The organism is Microbacterium sp. AC215, from assembly GCF_979258645.1.
In genome coordinates, this window is record NZ_OZ409869.1 from 2,385,938 (window position 1) to 2,401,999 (window position 16,062).

A 16,062-nucleotide genomic window follows, 5' to 3' on the forward strand; every position below is an offset into this window, starting at 1 on the left:
CGCCGCGGGTCAGCGTGGCGGGAGCATGTCGCGGCCCGGCGTCGCCGGCGTCCACCGCGTCATGCCCAGCGGCGTGGCCAGGTCGCGCTCGGGCAGGTCGCTCGGCAGCAGGAACGACCGGCGGATGACCTCGTCGAGCACGACCACGCTGACGACCGTGCGCACCTCGGGCAGCTGCGCGATGACACCCGTCGTGAACTCGTGCACGCCGCTCACGTCGACCGCACGGATCAGCAGCATGGCGTCGTGCTCGCCGGTGGTGATGGCGCACCACTCGACATCGGGCATCTCGAGCACGCTCTCGCGGAACGACGCCCAGGCCTGCGGGTGCACGGTGACGAAGACCAGCGCACCGATCGACAGCCCGGCCTTCGACTGGTCGACGCGGGCGCTGAATCCCGTGATCACTCCGTCCTGCATGAGCGTCTCGACGCGGGTGTAGGCGTTGGCCCGCGAGATCCCGACGGTCTCGGCCAGTGCGGCGATCGAGATACGACCGTTATCACGCAGCGTCTCGAGGATTCTGTATCCGATGTCGTCCAGTGGGGCGGCACTTCGTCCAGATTGCCTCGTGGCTTCGTCGCTCTTGGTGGACACAATGCTCCTCACGGGCGGGGTCTTGGACAGACTGTGATGACGTCTGCATTCTTGCTGGACACATAGTCCCATACAATGCGAATCTGATCACCGGTCGTCCACCCGGCGTCGACCGAACCCGATGAAACTCCTCGCCCCTGGAGGCCCATATGTCGTCACGTCGCAGCACGTCCGTCATCGCGATCGGAGCCGTCGCTCTCTTCGCCCTCGCTGGTTGCTCCGGTGGCAACTCGGCGAACAACGGCGGAGAATCCTCCGGTTCCGACTCGCTCGTCATCGACACCGCGTTCTCGATCGAGACCGCCGACCCGGGTCACACCTACGACCCGACCGGCAACATGATCGCCAAGGCGCTCTACGAGACGCTCGTCGACTTCGAGGGCTCCGACGTCTCGACCCCCGTCCCCGGCCTCGCATCGTGGGAGCAGAACGACGAGGCGACCGAGTTCACGTTCACGCTCGAGGGGGACCGCGTCTTCTCCGACGGCTCGCCGATCGAGGCGAAGGACGTCGTCTTCACCCTGCAGCGCATCCAGGGCATGACCGATGCCAAGCCGAACTTCCTCCTGGGCGGTCTGACCATCACCGAGGTCGACGAGAAGACGATCTCGATCACCTCCGAGACACCGCTGCTGCAGCTGCCCGCGATCCTCGCGAACCCGGCGCTCGGCATCGTCAACTCCGACGTCGTGATCGAGAACGGCGGAACCACCGACGGCACCGACAGCGCACAGGAGTTCCTCGACGGAACCTCCGCCGGCTCTGGACCGTTCGTGCTCGACACCCTCGACCTCTCGTCGCAGGTCGTGCTGACCAAGAGCGACGAGTACAACGGCGACGAAGAGTCTGAGTACGCCCGTGTCGTCGTGCGCAACGTCTCGGAGAGCGCGACGCAGCTCGCGAACCTCAAGGGCGGCGACTCGATGGTCGCGATGGACCTCAACGGCGACCAGGTCTCAGGCCTCGGCGACGGACTGAACGTCGAGTCGGTGCCGTCGGGCCAGACGATCTTCCTGCTGCTCAACCAGTCCGAGGCCGTCGCGGGCGAGCTCGCGAACGTCAAGATCGCCGAGGCGATCCGCTACGCGCTCGACTACGACGCGCTGCTCGAGCTCGCGGGTGCCGGCGCCGTGCAGGCGACCGGAGTGATCCCGCCCGGATTCGAGGGCGCCCTCGACAGCGGTGTGGAGCAGGACCTCGACAAGTCGAAGGCTGCTCTGGCCGAGGCCGGCTACACGGGTCAGACCCTGAAGCTGCAGTTCCCGAACGACTACCCGGTCGGCGGTGTGGAGTTCACCCCGCTCGCCGAGCGCGTCCAGGCTCAGCTCGAGGATGCCGGCATCGCCGTCGAACTCGCGCCTGCCCCCTTCGCCACCGAGCTCGACGCGTACGTCAACGGCACCGAGGGCTTCGGCCTGTGGTTCTGGGGCCCCGACTACGCCGACTCGGCGAACTTCCTTCCGTTCGCTCCCGGTCTGAAGGTCGGCCTGCGTGCCGGCTGGGCGGCTGAGGCGAACCCCGAGATCGCAGGCATCGCAGCCGGTGCTGCCGCCGCTACCGATGAGGCCCAGCGCAGCGAGGCCTTCACCTCCTTCGCCGAGGCGATGCAGACCGAGGGTCCCTTCGTTCCGCTGATCGTCCCCGGTCGCAACATCGCCACGGCGGATGCCGTCACCGGCGCCGTGTACAACTCGGTGTGGGAGATGGACATCGCCGAGATCACGCCTGCCGGCTGATCGGAGCTGACTCATGACGACGGTGGCCGTGCGACGGCAAGCACAGCGTCGCAGGTCGCCGCTCGTCGGATACCTGCTTCGCCGGATCGGCACTTCGCTGCTCCTTCTCGTGGGGGTCACGATCGTGACCTTCGCACTGACGAACCTCGTGCCCGGCGACCCCGTGTCGGCGGCACTGGGTGAGGGAGCATCGCAGAATCCCGAGACGCGCGAGGCGTTCATCAAGGCCCAGGGCCTCGATCAGCCGCTGTTCGTGCAGTACTTCATCTACATGGGGAATCTCCTTCGCGGAGACCTCGGCACATCGCTGGTGACCGGGCGACCGGTCACCAGCGACCTGGCCACCGCGGTGCCGGCGACGATCGAGATCGCGATCGGCGCCATCATCCTCAGCCTCGCGGTCAGCGTCGTGCTCGGCACCCTCGCCGCCTACCGGCGCGGACTCGTCACCGATCAGGTGATCCGCATCGTGACGCTGATCGGTCTGAGCGTGCCGACGTTCTGGCTCGCGCTGGTCAGCTTCTACGTGTTCTTCCTCGAGCTGCGCATCGCCCCCGGCTCGGGTCGCATCTCGCCGTCGATCACGCCGCCGCCCCGCATCACCGGGCTCTACACGGTCGACTACCTCCTCAACGGAGACGGTGTCGGATTCGCCGACGCGCTCGCCCACCTGGCGCTGCCGGTGATGGTGCTGTCGCTCGTGACGATCGGCCTGCTCACCCGCTTCATCCGCACCTCCGTGCTCGAGGTGCTGGGCAGCGACTACGTGCGTGCTGCCCGGGCCAAGGGCCTTCCGGCGATGCGCGTGATCCTCGACTACGTCCTGCGCGGGGCATCCCTCCCGATCCTCACGGTCGTCGGCGTCGCCTTCGGATCCCTGCTCTCGGGCACCGTGCTCGTCGAGTCGGTGTTCGCCTGGCCGGGCCTGGGCACCTACGCCTACAACTCGGCGGCCAACCTCGACCTGCCCGGCATCATGGGAGTCGGCCTGGTCGTGGGGTTCATCTACCTCCTCATCAACTTCGTCGTCGACCTGCTCTACGGCGTCCTCGACCCGAGAGTGAGGATCGCATGAGCCGCATCGACTCGGCATCCGGCCCCTGGCGGTTCCGCTTCCGCTGGCCGCGCGCCTGGCGCACGCCCCTCGGCGTGATCGGCACCGTGATCGCGGGCGCCTGGATCATCGTCGCCTTCACCGCGCAGTGGTGGGTGCCGTACGGCCCCAACGCTCAGGTGCTGCCACGACTGCAGGCGCCGGGCATCGACACTCTGCTCGGCACCGACGGCAACGGCCGCGACATCTTCTCGCGTCTGATGACGGGTGCGACGGTGAGCCTGCCGCTCGCGCTCATGCTCGTGATCGCCGCGATGATCATCGGCACCGTGGTCGGCGCCGTCGCCGGGTACTTCGGCGGCTGGGTCGACGAGACGCTGATGCGCATCACCGACCTGTTCATGGCGTTCCCGACCGTCATCCTCGCGATGGTGGTGGCGGCATCCCTCGGCCCGTCGCTGTTCAACGCGGTGATCGCGGCGATCGTCGTCTCGTGGCCGCAGTACTCGCGAGTCACCCGCAGCATCGTGCTGGGCCTCCGCGGCCAGAACTACGTGATCGCGGGCCGCCTGCTCGGCCACTCGCCGCTGCGGACGCTGTTCATCGACATCCTCCCGAACATCGCCGGCCCCGTGCTGGTGCTCGCGACGCTCGACATCGGCGCCGCGATCCTGCTGCTGTCCGGACTCTCGTTCCTCGGTCTCGGCGCGCAGCCGCCGACCGCCGAATGGGGCTCCATGATCTCGGCGGCCATGCAGAACTTCGACGCGTGGTGGCTCGGAGTCTTCCCGGGACTCGCGATCCTCACGGTGGTGCTGGCATTCAACTTCCTGGGTGATGCGATGCGCGACATCCTCGACCCGACGGCCGAGGTCACCCACGAGAAGCAGGCCGAGCATGTGGCCTCCGCGAAGGGAGCGGCAGCATGAGCGCTTCGGCCCCCACGAGTGCTCTGAGCATCCGCGACCTGACGATCGACATCGGTCGTCCTCTCGTGCACGGCATCTCTCTCGACCTCGAGGCCGGACGCATCCACGGTCTCGCCGGCGAGTCAGGATCCGGCAAGACGCTCACCTCGTTGGCCGTCCTCGGACTCCTGCCCCGGCAGGCACGCACGGGCGGATCGATCACGCTCGCGGGGGAGGAGCTGGTGGGCATGCGCCGGCGGGCGCTCAACCGCATCCGCGGCAGGCGCATCGCGATGATCTTCCAGGACCCCTCGGCGTCGCTGCACCCGCAGCTGCCGATCGGCCGCCAGCTCACGGATCACATGCGCGTGCACCTCGGACTGCGAGGCGAGGCGGCGAAGGCTCGGGCCATCGAACTGCTCGAGACCGTGCAGGTGCCGAACCCGGATGCTGCGCTGAAGCGCTATCCGCACCAGTTCTCCGGCGGACAGCGCCAGCGCATCGCGATCGCGTGCGCCCTCGCGTGCGACCCCGAGGTGCTGCTGGCCGATGAGCCGACCACCGCACTCGACGTCACGGTGCAGGCCGGCATCCTGCGGCTGCTGCGCGACCTCGCGACCGAGCGCAACCTCGCTGTGCTGCTCGTCACCCACGACCTGGGCGTCATGAGCGCGATCGCCGACGAGGTCGCCGTGATGAAGAACGGGCAGATCGTCGAGCGGGCCGACCGCGAGACGCTGTTCCGCGACCCGCAGCACGAATACACCCGCACGCTGCTCGCGGCGCTGCCGGGGTCGAAGATCGCGACAGCCGACGCGGATCCCGCGCTGCTCGATCCGGTGCTGCCGGAGTCGGCCGTGCAGGATGCCGAAGAGGAGGCCCGAGATGAGTGAAGTCGCCATCCTCGACGCGCAGGGCGTCGTCGTGCGCTACCCCGGGAGTCCTCCGGTGGTCGCCGTCGACGGCGTCTCGCTGACCGTCGCCCCCGGAGAGACCGTCGCGCTCGTGGGCGAATCCGGCAGCGGCAAGTCGAGCCTCGCCCGCGCGGTCGTCGGCATCGAGAAGCTCGCCGGGGGAGAGGTGCGCTTCCGTGACGCTCCTGTGAAGCCGCTCGGCATCCGTCGACGCGACCTCGCGCTCACCGGCATCCAGATGGTGTTCCAGGATCCGTCGACCTCGCTGAACCCCCGTCGCCGCGTGGGCGATCAGATCGCCGACGGCATCGCTACGGCTCGGGCTCGGGGTGCCGAAGGGTCGACGGTCGCCGAGTGGCTCGACCGCGTCGGCCTGCCGACCGAAGTGGCGACGCGGTTCCCGCACCAGTTCTCGGGTGGGCAGAAGCAGCGACTCGCGATCGCACGAGCGCTCGCCGCGCGGCCGTCGCTTCTCGTCGCCGACGAGCCGATCTCGGCCCTGGACGCATCGACCCAGACCAGCGTCGCGGGGCTCATGCGAGACCTCGTCGCGGAATCCGGCGCGGGGATGCTGTTCATCTCGCACGACCTCGCCGTGGTCCGCCGCATCGCGGACCGCACCTTCGTGATGTTCGCCGGGCGGGTGCTCGAAGCAGGGGCCACCGACCGTGTGTGGTCTGCGCCGCAGCATCCGTACACCCAGGCCCTGCTCGCTGCGATCCCCGAGCCCGACGGTGCGGGCCGCATCCCGGTCGCCCCCTCGACGAACGAGCGGACCGTCTGGTCGGAGATCGCCCCCGTCCTCGACTGAGCCGCGCTGTCGGTTCGGTCGTTCGGGAGGAGATCCGCGGACGGGAGGATGCTCCGAGCCGGATGCTCCTCCCGATCGCAGATCTCCTCCGAATCGCCGACCCCATCGCCGACCCCATCGCCGATCCATGCCGACAGGAGTCGACCCGGAACGCACTGCGGGCCGAGGCGTCAGCCCCGGCCCGCAGCATCCGCTCGTGGTTCAGAGCGGGGCGACGATGTCCTGCTCGACGTCCCACTCGGTGATCTCGAGAGAGGTCTCGATCATCTGGCCCGCGGCCTCGGTGCTGCCGCTCGTGGCCAGCACGACGTAGTCCTCGGTGACCTCGAAGACGACGTCGACGGCGACGCCCTGCGCCTCGGACGTGCCGCTCACGAGGTACACGTCCTGACCCAGGCGCGTGCCGGTCCCGGTGACGGTGAACTCGCCGGTGAGGGCGCCGGCGGCGGTGGCCGGGTCGGTGCCCGCGGCCGTGGCGGCACCGCTGCTGAGAGCAGCGACGATCGGGTCACTCGAGTTCGGGTCGGCGACCTGCCACTCGGTCGTCGGCGTCTTCACCCATGCGTCGTCGCCGATCAGGATGAGCGAGCCCATGGGCGTGATCGTCTCGACGGCATCCGTCTCGGGGTTGAACCGGGCGGTGGTGTCCATGCCCAGGATCGACGTCTTGGCGGCATAGCCGGCGGTGTCGGTCATCGCCTCGGTGATGCAGGCGCCGAGCTCGGCTCCGTCGACCGTCGCACCCTCCGACAGCTCGGGGCAGTCGGAATCGGATGCGGCACCGTCGGTAGCAGGCGTCTCCTCGGCGGCCGACGTCGGCTCCGAATCGGCGGGCTCTTCGGCACCCGCGGTGCACCCGGTGAGCAGTACGGTGGCGGCCAGGACGATGCCGACCCCCCACTTGTTGACGCGCATGGCGTTCCCCCTTCGGTCGTGTGCGCACCGAGAGTCAGCACGCACGCATTCCAGCATGCCAAGTGCGAGGTGATGCGCGTGGGGGCACTCCGAAGGTTTCTCCGCTACACTGTCAAGGTTGTCTGCCATCAGGCACCCACTCGGGTGGCTCGGCGGATGACGTGCACACACCCTCCTGCTTCCGGGAAAGTCCCGGAAGCCGTTCTAGTCCGAAGGAGGTGGGTAAGTGACGCACCAGTACGAACTCATGGTCATTCTGACCCCCGAGATCGACGAGCGCCAGGTCGCCCCTACGCTCGACAAGTTCCTGAAGGTCATCACCAACGATGGTGGCTCGATTGACAAGGTCGACATCTGGGGCAAGCGCCGTCTGGCTTACGAGATCCAGAAGAAGAACGAGGGCATCTACGCCGTCGTCAACTTCACCGCCACCAGCGAGGCCACGCAGGAGCTCGACCGTCAGCTGAAGCTGAACGAGCAGATCATGCGCACGAAGGTCCTTCGCTCTGAGGAAGCTCAGGCGATGGTCGCTTCGGAGGCCAAGCGCTCTGAAGAGAAGGCTGCCCGCAAGGCCGCCAAGGCTGCGAAGGCCTGAGTCCGATGGCCGGCGAAACAGTCATCACCGTGGTGGGCAACCTCACGGCCGACCCCGAGCTGCGCTACACGCAGAACGGACTGCCGGTGGCGAACTTCACCATCGCTTCGACGCCTCGGAACTTCGACCGCGCCTCCAACGAGTGGAAGGACGGCGAAGCGCTGTTCCTCCGCGCGTCGGTCTGGCGCGAGTTCGCCGAGCACGTGGCGGGTTCGCTGACCAAGGGCATGCGCGTCATGGCGCAGGGCCGTTTGCGTCAGCGCTCCTACCAGGACCGCGAGGGCAACCAGCGCACCGCGATCGAGCTGGAGGTCGACGAGATCGGCCCCTCGCTTCGGTACGCGACCGCGCAGGTCACCCGTGCGGCGTCGACCGGTGGCGGCGGCGGTGGCGGACAGTCCCGTCCCGCACAGCAGCAGCAGGTGTCGGAAGAGCCGTGGTCTACGCCCGGCTCGTCGACCAGCGCAGATGCCTGGAGCACTCCGGGCAGCTTCGGTGACGACACCCCCTTCTGAAACAGGATCTCCGGATGCTTCGGCATCCGACTCATAATTAAGGAAAAACAATGGCTGGAAAGTCGAGCGGCGACCGCCGCAAGCCGCGGAAGGGTGGCAAGCCCACCGCTCCCGCGAAGTCGATCCGGGTCGGAGTCATCGATTACAAGGATGTCTCCACCCTCCGTAAGTTCGTCTCGGAGCGCGGCAAGATCCGTGCCCGTCGTATCACCGGTGTTTCGGTGCAGGAGCAGCGTCTGATCGCCACCGCGATCAAGAACGCGCGCGAAATGGCACTCCTGCCCTACGCTGGCGCCGGCCGGTAAGGGGTAACGAGATGGCAAAGCTGATTCTCACGAACGAGGTCGCCGGGCTTGGTAGCGCCGGTGACGTGGTCGAGGTCAAGAACGGGTTCGCCCGCAACTACCTCATCCCCCAGGGCTTCGCTACGGCGTGGACCCGCGGTGGCGAAAAGCAGGTCGCTTCGATCCAGGCTGCTCGTCAGGCTCGCGCGATCCACGACCGCGACGAGGCCGTGGCACTGAAGAACTCCCTCGAGAACACCAAGGTGCGCCTGGCCGTCAAGGCCGGCAACGAGGGTCGTCTCTTCGGTTCGGTCAAGACCGATCACATCGCGGATGCTGTCGCAGCCGCGGGTCTCGGCTCGATCGACAAGCGCAAGGTGCACATCCCGTCGGCGATCAAGACGACCGGTGAGCACGAGGCCACGGTTCGTCTGCACGACGACGTGACCGCAGTCATCACGCTGCAGGTCGTCGCCGCCAAGTAAGGCGCGACGCTCTCGAACGCCCTCTGTCCTTCGGGACAGGGGGCGTTCTGCGTGTGCGGGGTTGTCGGGGGGCGCACTCGCCCGGGGGAGTGGCGGGGCACGACGGATGCCCCGCGCTGGGGACGCGGGGCATCCGTGAACTGTGCGGCATCGCCGACGCGGGCAGGTCTGGGGAACCTGCGCGGGGCGTCGCGGGACCCGCACACCGACGGTGTCGCATCTCCTCCCCCGAGGACGTCGACACCGCCGGGGTCTGCGGCTACGCCGTCACACGGCGGCGGCGCAGCATCCCCGCTCCGAGGAGGAGCAGGAGAGCGGCGAGCGACACGAAGGCGATCGAGGACGAACCACCTGTGGCGGCCAGTCCCTCGATGGGCTCGGATGCCGTCGCAGCTGTGCCGCTCGCGGCAGCGGCTGCTGTGGCGCCCGTGCCGACGGCGGTCACCGTTCCAGGATTCATGCCGATTCCGGGGGTGGTTCCGGGGTCGACTCCGGGGTTCGTTCCGGGGTCGGTGCCCGGGTCCGTTCCGGGGTCGGTGCCGGGGTTCGTTCCGGGGTCGGTGCCGGGGTTCGTTCCGGGGTCGGTGCCCGGGTCCGTTCCGGGATCAGTGCCCGGGTCCGTCGTCGGCGGCGTCACCGTGCTCTCGCCGACCACGGAGATGGCGTTGCCGCCGATCGTGATCGGTGCGGTGATGGGTGCGGTGACCTGGGTGCCGCCGAGGATTCCGTCGTCTCCGGTGGTGGTGCTGCCGGTGGTTGGGCTTCCTGCGGTGCCCGTGCTGGTGCCGCCGGTGGATTCGCTGTCTCCGAGGATGGAGATGGCGTTGCCGGTGACGTCGATCGGGGCGGTGACGGGTGCGGTGACCTGGGTTCCCCCGAGGATTCCGTCGTCTCCGGTGGTGGTGCTGCCGGTGGTTGGGCTTCCTGCGGTGCCGGTGCTGGTGCCGCCGGTGGATTCGCTGTCTCCGAGGATGGAGATGGCGTTGCCGGTGACGTCGATCGGTGCGGTGACGGGTGCGGTGACCTGGGTGCCGCTTGCGATTCCGTCGTCTCCGGACGTCTCCGCTCCGGTGCTGCTGCCTCCGGACGGGGTGCCGGTGCTGGTGCCGCCGGTGGATTCGCTGTCTCCGAGGACGGAGATGGCGTTGCCGGTGACGTCGATCGGTGCGGTGACGGGTGCGGTGACCTGCGTTCCGCTTGCGACCCCGTCGTCTCCGGACGTCTCCGCTCCGGTGCTGCTGCCTCCGGACGGGGTGCCGGTGCTGGTGCCGCCGGTGGATTCGCTGTCTCCGAGGATGGAGATGGCGTTGCCGGTGACGTCGATCGGTGCGGTGATGGGTGCGGTGACCTGGGTGCCGCCGAGGATTCCGTCGTCTCCGGCGGTGGTGCTGCCGGTGGTCGGGGTTCCTGCGGTGCCCGTGCTGCTGGTACCGCCGGTGGATTCGCTGTCTCCGAGGACGGAGATGGCGTTGCCGGTGACGTCGATCGGTGCGGTGACGGGTGCGACGACCTGGGCGCCGCTCGCGATCCCCCCGTCGCCCGACGTGGTCGGCTCAGTCGATCCCGCGCCGCCGCCGTCCGAGGATGCCGGTGCTGCAGCATCCTGGCCCGTTGCCTCGCTGTCGCCGGGCACGGTGATCGCGTTGCCTGAGACGGTGACCGGAACGTCGACGTCCAGCAGGGCCTGGGTACCCGAGAGGACGCCGTCGGCGCCGTTCGTCGTGATCGCGGGAGCGGGAGCGGGAGCCGGAGCTGGGGCCTGGGGAGCCTCAGCCGGAGCGGCCGCCGTGTCGCTCGACGAGTCTCCGAGCACGGTGATCGTGTTGTCGGTCACCGTGACAGGCACGACGACGTCCACGACGGCCTGAGTGCCCGATGCGGTGCCGGAATCGCCACTCGTGGTGGCGGCCGGTGCGGGAGCGGGAGCGGGAGACGAAGCGGGCGCCGAGGTCTGCTGGGCGGAGGTGTCTCCGAGCAGTGAGACCGCGTTGCCGACGACCGTCACGGGCACCGAGATCGGCGCATCCGCTTGGGTGCCCGAGAGCAGCCCGTCTTCTCCTGAGGTGTCTGCCGCGTTGGCGGCTGTTGCGCCGAGCAGGGTGATCCCGCCGGCGAGAAGCGTGCCCCACAGAGCCCGCTTGATGTATGTACGCATGATGACCTTCTCCTGACTGGAAGTGGGTGTGTCTTGATGGGTGCACGCGAAGAGCATGTGCGCGCGCAGCACGGCATCTGTCGTTCACGAGGAACGACCGGACAACCCGTCAGTCAGGAGAGACGTCGGTGTCGGCGACCAGAGACGTCGGAAGGACGTCGTCGGATGCACCGCAAGTGCGCTCCACAGTGCGGAACGCAGAAACTCCCGCATCGCTGAGGCGCGCGGGGGTGAATGAGGATGCTCCGCTCGAACCGGCGGAGGAAGTAGGCGCGGAGGGGGCTCCGGCGGGCGGTGCAGAGGGGGACTCCTCGAGGTCGGCTGCCGGCTCGTTCACCTCGGATGCCGCGACGGACACCGTAGGCGGGAGGTCGGACCCGGCCGACGGAATCACCGGCTGGCGCACCGCGGACGTGGAGAAGTGACCGCGTGTCGGCTCATCGGCCAGGGGGGAAACCGTTCCGAGCGGCGCTGTTCCGATCGGACCGGGGTCGGGGTCCGATCCGGAGGATCCGGGGCGTGCGGGGGTGATGGCCTCGAGCACCGGCGGGAGAGTGTTCTCGACCACCGTGCCGACAGTCGGGGTGGTCGCGTCGATGACGCCGACGACATCGTCGATCACCGGCGGCACTCCGAGATCGTCGACCAGTTCTCCGACGATCGGCAGCTCGGTGATCAGATCCTGCACAGGGGCCACGATCTCGGCGACCGGGGATCCGTCCAACAAATCGGTCACGGGAGTGATGACGGCCCCGGTGGTGTCGGTGGCGGCGTCGATGATCGGCGACGCTGCAGGGCCGACGACGGGCACCTGAGCGATCGTCTCGGCGACGTGCTCGACGACCGGAGGTGCCACCTGCTGCACGGGTTCGACGACGTGAGTGACGACGGGCTCGACGACCTCGGTCACGACCGGCTCGACGACCTGGGTGACCACCGGCTGGACGACCTCGGTCACGACGGGCTCGACCGGCGCGACGATCGGGGAGGTCACCGACGTCACGGTGTCTTCGACCGATGAGACGGTCTCGCTCACGATCGAGGAGACGCCGTCGAGCAGCGAGTCGTTCGATCCGTCGTCCGCGCTCGCGGACGAACCGCCCGTGAGGATCGTGATCGTGGCCCACGCGATCGCGCCCACGCCACCCCAGAGAGCGACGGCAGGTAGGCCGCGGCGGGTTGCCTGAGCGTTCACGTCGACTTCCCTCCCCCGAGAGCGATCGTTCGTCCTCGACGCACAGTACGTCGATAGCGGGTGACGATACTCCCGGTATATCGCCGTGTCTAGAGGGTTCCGCTCGGAAACGATGACATATCGCGCACATTTCGGAGGGTTGCGCACTGTGACGCGCCCGGTGGAATCTCGGCTTGACTTTCCCCAGGTTCTACACATCCCATCCCGGATTCGATGAACCTTCAATGCCCGGTTGAACCACGATCTCATCCACAGGGTGGGGAAACTACAAACACCCGATCAGATGCAAAAAGAAACTTCTGTTTCGAGGTACTCCACCGACTTATCCACATGCGTTCTGCACAGACTCTCCGGACTTGTTCGCACGCTTTCCACATAGTTATCCACAGGCCGTGTTGCGACCGAAAACCCCCGCTCGTAGCGTGGTCCAGCGACCCGATGTCGGAAGTGCCTGGTTTGCTGTGCGGACGGCCCTTCTCGAGCTGATTCGCATCGCGTGACCGACGCAGTCGGCACCGAGCACACCGGAAGAACCGTCGCATCGAAGGGAGCAGCGTGTCGATCGCCGACATCTCAGAGGAGCGCCTCGGAGGCAAGCGTCCGCAGGAGCGAACGCCTCCCCACGACACGCTCGCCGAACAGAGCGCCCTGGGTGGAATGCTCCTCTCGAAGGATGCTGTCGCCGACGTCATCGAGACGCTCAAGGGTGCCGACTTCTACATCCCCAAGCACGAGCTGATCTTCGAGGCGATCCTGTCGCTCTACTCGCACGGCGAGCCGACCGACGTCGTCGCCGTCACGGACGAGCTCATCAAGACGGGAGAGCTGAGCCGGGCCGGCGGTGCCGACTATCTGCACACGCTCACCTCGATCGTCCCCACCGCCGCCAACGCCGGCTACTACGCGGGCATCGTGTCGGAGCGGGCGATCCTGCGTCGTCTGGTCGATGCGGGAACGCGTATCGTGCAGCTCGGCTACGACGGACAGGGCGACGCGACCGACCTCGTCAACAACGCCCAGGCCGAGATCTACTCGATCACCGGCTCCGAGACCGCAGAGGACTACGTGCCGCTGCAGATCGCGGTCGACGCCGCGCTCGAGGAGATCGAGGCCGCCAGCGGTCGCGACGGGTCGATGACGGGTGTCCCGACCGGCTTCAAGGAGCTCGACGAGCTCACCAACGGCCTGCACGGCGGGCAGATGATCGTCGTCGCCGCTCGTCCCGCCATGGGTAAGTCGACGCTCGCGCTCGACTTCGCCCGCGCTGCCTCCATCGGCCACAACCTCCCCTCGGTCTTCTTCTCGCTCGAGATGGGCAAGAGCGAGATCGCGATGCGTCTGCTCAGTGCCGAGGGGCAGATCCCTCTGCAGAACATGCGAAAGGGAAACCTCGACCCGCGGGACTGGACCACGGTCGCCGCGACCCGCGGACGCATCAACGACGCTCCGCTCTACATCGACGACAGCCCGAACATGACGCTGGTCGAGATCCGGGCGAAGTGCCGTCGACTCAAGCAGCGTGAGGGTCTGCGGATGGTCATCATCGACTACCTGCAGCTGATGACGTCAGGCAAGCGCGTCGAGTCGCGTCAGCAGGAGGTCTCGGAGTTCTCGCGAAGCCTCAAGCTCATCGCCAAGGAGCTGCAGGTTCCGGTCATCGCTCTGTCGCAACTGAACCGTGGTCCCGAGCAGCGCACCGACAAGAAGCCCGCGATCAGCGACCTGCGTGAGTCCGGCTCGATCGAGCAGGACGCCGACATGGTGATCCTGCTGCATCGCGACTCGGTCTACGACAAGGACGTGCGTCCGGGCGAGGCCGACCTGATCGTCGCCAAGCACCGTAACGGCCCGACCGCGACGATCACCGTGGCCTTCCAGGGCCACTACTCGCGCTTCCACGACATGGCACCGGGCGGCGACTTCAACTGAGTCGCGCTCGCTCGCCAGGTCGGGGGAGGACGGGACGCCCCCACCACGGGGGAGGTAGCAGAAAGGGCGCCCCATCCGATGCCGCCGATGAGCGGCACCCCAGCTGTCGCGTTACAGCGCGACAGAGCTGTGACGCAAGCGTGACACCGGCCGACGCGCCGCGCAAGACCTATTGTCGACCGGTATGCCGCCGCTACTCGCGAGGCGGGTTCAGCGGCAGCCACTCTTCGAGAGTCGTCTCGAAGATGTGCGCCCCGTCGACCGGGATGAGGGTGCGCTCCTCGATCTGCGCACCGTAGTACGGCGCAGCGTCATCACGCACGACCGTGCGAGGATCGCCACGGAAGGCCAGGGCGCGGCGCGCGAACTCGTCCATGCCGAAGGCCTCCGGGCCTGCGATCTCGATGTCGCCGGTCGGCTCACCGGCCGCAGCACGGGCCACTGCCGTGGCGACATCCTCGGCGGCGATCGGCTGGATCAGCGCCCCGGGCAGCGTCACTGTGTCGCCGTCGGTCGAGATGTCGGCGATGCTTCCCACGAACTCGAAGAACTGCGTGGCGTGCACGAGGGAGTATCGGATCCCGGAGTCACGGATCAGCGTCTCCTGCGCGACCTTCGCCGCGAAGTAGGGGATGTTCTGCGGGCGGTTCGTGCCGACGATCGTGAGAGCGACGTGGTGGGTGACACCGGCCGCGGCCTCAGCGGCGAGCAGGTTGCGAGTCGACGTGGTGAAGAACTCCAGCACATCGTCGGGGGCGAACGAGGGGGAGTTCGACACGTCGACCACGGTGTGGGCTCCGACGAGAACCTCCGCGAGGCCCTCGCCGGTCAGCGAGTTCACGCCGGTGTTCGGCGATGCGGCGACGGCGTCGTGGCCGTGCTCCGTCAGCTTCGCGACGACCTTCGAGCCGATGAGGCCGGTGCCTCCGATGACGACGATCTCTGCCATGTCCAAACCTTTCTTCGGGTTTCGACGCCCGGGTGGCGTCTGCCAGGTATGACCGCTGAGTGCCCGAAGATGTGACGCTTCGGGTTCTCAGATGCTGGCGGGCGTCTTCACCCTCCAGTCGTGATACCTCGTCGGAGCGATCGTCGCGGTCATCTCCGGCAGCAGGTCGCGGGCGGCGAGATGCGCGCCGAAGTACGTTCCGAGCGGATCCGGGACGACCTCCCGATCGTCCTGTCTCGCCCGCAGGTCGAGTGCCGCGACTTCCGTCAGGCTGAACACCTCGGGGCCGCCGAACTCGATCATCCCGACACGGGGTTCTCCGAGCGCTGCCGTTGCGACCGCGTTCGCGACGTCGTCGGCCGCCATCGGCTGCACGAGCACATCGGCGATGTGCGCGGCTCCCTCGCGCAGGGCGTGGTCGGTGATGCTGCGGATGAACTCGAAGAACTGCGTCGCATGCACGAGGGTGTACGGGCGACCGGATGCCGCGATGAGGCGTTCCTGCTGATGCTTGGCGATGAAGTATCCGCCCTGCGCGCGTGCGAGGCGGTCGGTGCCCACGACCGACAGGGCGACGTGATGGGAGACGCCCGCGGCTTCGCCGTAGGCGAGCAGGTTCATCGTCGAGGTGGAGAAGAACTCCTGCGCACCGGCCTCGTCGGTGTACGACGAGTTCGACACATCGATCACCGCGGATGCGCCGGCGAGAGCGTCGTCGAGCCCCTCGCCGGTGAATGAGTTCACCCCCGTGGCGCGGGACGCGACGACGACGTCGTGTCCCGCGCCCTTCAGGATGCGCGTGACGCGGGTGCCGATCAACCCCGTGCCGCCGATGACTGTGATCCTCATGTCGCTCCTCCGATCGAGTGATGCGGACGAGCCCGCATGTACCTGGTTGACCGGCCGGGAGACCAGGCTGTGACGGAATCGCCAGGATTCGTCACAGATCGCGTCGCTCTCCGGTCAGAACTGTGAGTGGGAGCGCCGGCGGCGCGGAAAGGGGAGTGCGCATGCGGCGAC

The 16,062-nt window shown here is 67.9% G+C and carries 16 protein-coding genes; 10 read left to right on the forward strand and 6 right to left on the reverse strand.

The genetic code is table 11. The features are described 5' to 3' along the window. Positions 1-9: 9 nt before the first annotated feature. Positions 10-597 (reverse strand): Lrp/AsnC family transcriptional regulator, encoded by a 588-nt coding sequence (locus tag ACZZZF_RS11570; protein WP_230101269.1) that lies wholly within the window; start codon positions 595-597, stop codon positions 10-12. A 149-nt stretch (positions 598-746) separates the two neighbouring features. Between ACZZZF_RS11570 and ACZZZF_RS11575 the strand changes: the two genes are divergently transcribed. The 5 genes from ACZZZF_RS11575 to ACZZZF_RS11595 are packed head-to-tail and all read left to right on the forward strand — an operon-like array spanning position 747 to position 6,020. Continuing rightward, complete coding sequence (locus ACZZZF_RS11575; protein ID WP_056275560.1) at positions 747-2,333, forward strand: ABC transporter substrate-binding protein; 1,587 nt, start codon at positions 747-749, stop codon at positions 2,331-2,333. 13 nt (positions 2,334-2,346) lie between these two features. Next, positions 2,347-3,408 (forward strand): ABC transporter permease, encoded by a 1,062-nt coding sequence (locus tag ACZZZF_RS11580; RefSeq protein ID WP_053098208.1) that lies wholly within the window; start codon positions 2,347-2,349, stop codon positions 3,406-3,408. Beyond that, on the forward strand, positions 3,405-4,316 hold the full coding sequence (locus ACZZZF_RS11585) for an ABC transporter permease (RefSeq protein ID WP_053098207.1): 912 nt from the start codon (positions 3,405-3,407) through the stop codon (positions 4,314-4,316). The genes ACZZZF_RS11580 and ACZZZF_RS11585 overlap by 4 nt, the downstream gene beginning before the upstream one ends. Beyond that, the gene (locus tag ACZZZF_RS11590) at positions 4,313-5,188 is read left to right on the forward strand and encodes an ABC transporter ATP-binding protein (protein ID WP_083569412.1); all 876 of its coding nucleotides are present in this window, start codon (positions 4,313-4,315) and stop codon (positions 5,186-5,188) included. The genes ACZZZF_RS11585 and ACZZZF_RS11590 overlap by 4 nt, the downstream gene beginning before the upstream one ends. Further along, on the forward strand, positions 5,181-6,020 hold the full coding sequence (locus tag ACZZZF_RS11595) for an ABC transporter ATP-binding protein (RefSeq protein WP_463498382.1): 840 nt from the start codon (positions 5,181-5,183) through the stop codon (positions 6,018-6,020). The genes ACZZZF_RS11590 and ACZZZF_RS11595 overlap by 8 nt, the downstream gene beginning before the upstream one ends. Positions 6,021-6,221: 201 nt before the next feature. Here the strand turns inward: ACZZZF_RS11595 and ACZZZF_RS11600 are convergent, their stop codons facing one another. After that, complete coding sequence (locus ACZZZF_RS11600; RefSeq protein WP_230101270.1) at positions 6,222-6,935, reverse strand: hypothetical protein; 714 nt, start codon at positions 6,933-6,935, stop codon at positions 6,222-6,224. A 226-nt stretch (positions 6,936-7,161) separates the two neighbouring features. Here ACZZZF_RS11600 and rpsF point away from each other — a divergent pair, with 226 nt between their 5' ends. From rpsF to rplI, 4 genes are read left to right on the forward strand one after another with little or no spacing between them, the layout of a single operon-like run. Next, positions 7,162-7,530: a 30S ribosomal protein S6 gene (rpsF, locus tag ACZZZF_RS11605; protein ID WP_029264265.1), complete on the forward strand. Its 369-nt coding sequence runs from the start codon at positions 7,162-7,164 to the stop codon at positions 7,528-7,530. Between the two features lie 5 nt (positions 7,531-7,535). After that, on the forward strand, positions 7,536-8,045 hold the full coding sequence (locus ACZZZF_RS11610; RefSeq protein ID WP_463498384.1) for a single-stranded DNA-binding protein: 510 nt from the start codon (positions 7,536-7,538) through the stop codon (positions 8,043-8,045). 50 nt (positions 8,046-8,095) lie between these two features. Continuing rightward, a complete protein-coding gene (gene rpsR / locus ACZZZF_RS11615) occupies positions 8,096-8,350 on the forward strand; it encodes a 30S ribosomal protein S18 (protein ID WP_042541518.1) in 255 nt (84 codons plus the stop codon). A gap of 11 nt (positions 8,351-8,361) precedes the next feature. Then, the gene (gene rplI, locus ACZZZF_RS11620) at positions 8,362-8,814 is read left to right on the forward strand and encodes a 50S ribosomal protein L9 (RefSeq protein WP_053098203.1); all 453 of its coding nucleotides are present in this window, start codon (positions 8,362-8,364) and stop codon (positions 8,812-8,814) included. Positions 8,815-9,073: 259 nt separating this feature from the next. Here rplI and ACZZZF_RS11625 read toward each other — a convergent pair whose 3' ends face one another. After that, on the reverse strand, positions 9,074-10,969 hold the full coding sequence (locus ACZZZF_RS11625; protein WP_463498386.1) for a beta strand repeat-containing protein: 1,896 nt from the start codon (positions 10,967-10,969) through the stop codon (positions 9,074-9,076). Between the two features lie 109 nt (positions 10,970-11,078). After that, complete coding sequence (locus tag ACZZZF_RS11630) at positions 11,079-12,164, reverse strand: hypothetical protein (RefSeq protein ID WP_463498388.1); 1,086 nt, start codon at positions 12,162-12,164, stop codon at positions 11,079-11,081. 555 nt (positions 12,165-12,719) lie between these two features. Between ACZZZF_RS11630 and dnaB the strand changes: the two genes are divergently transcribed. Beyond that, positions 12,720-14,093 carry a replicative DNA helicase gene (gene dnaB, locus ACZZZF_RS11635; RefSeq protein WP_053098201.1) on the forward strand — a complete coding sequence of 458 codons (1,374 nt, stop codon included), beginning with the start codon at positions 12,720-12,722 and terminating at the stop codon, positions 14,091-14,093. Positions 14,094-14,286: 193 nt separating this feature from the next. Here the strand turns inward: dnaB and ACZZZF_RS11640 are convergent, their stop codons facing one another. Further along, complete coding sequence (locus ACZZZF_RS11640) at positions 14,287-15,042, reverse strand: SDR family oxidoreductase (RefSeq protein ID WP_053098200.1); 756 nt, start codon at positions 15,040-15,042, stop codon at positions 14,287-14,289. Positions 15,043-15,129: 87 nt separating this feature from the next. Next, a complete protein-coding gene (locus ACZZZF_RS11645) occupies positions 15,130-15,891 on the reverse strand; it encodes an SDR family oxidoreductase (RefSeq protein ID WP_463498389.1) in 762 nt (253 codons plus the stop codon). Positions 15,892-16,062: the final 171 nt, after the last annotated feature.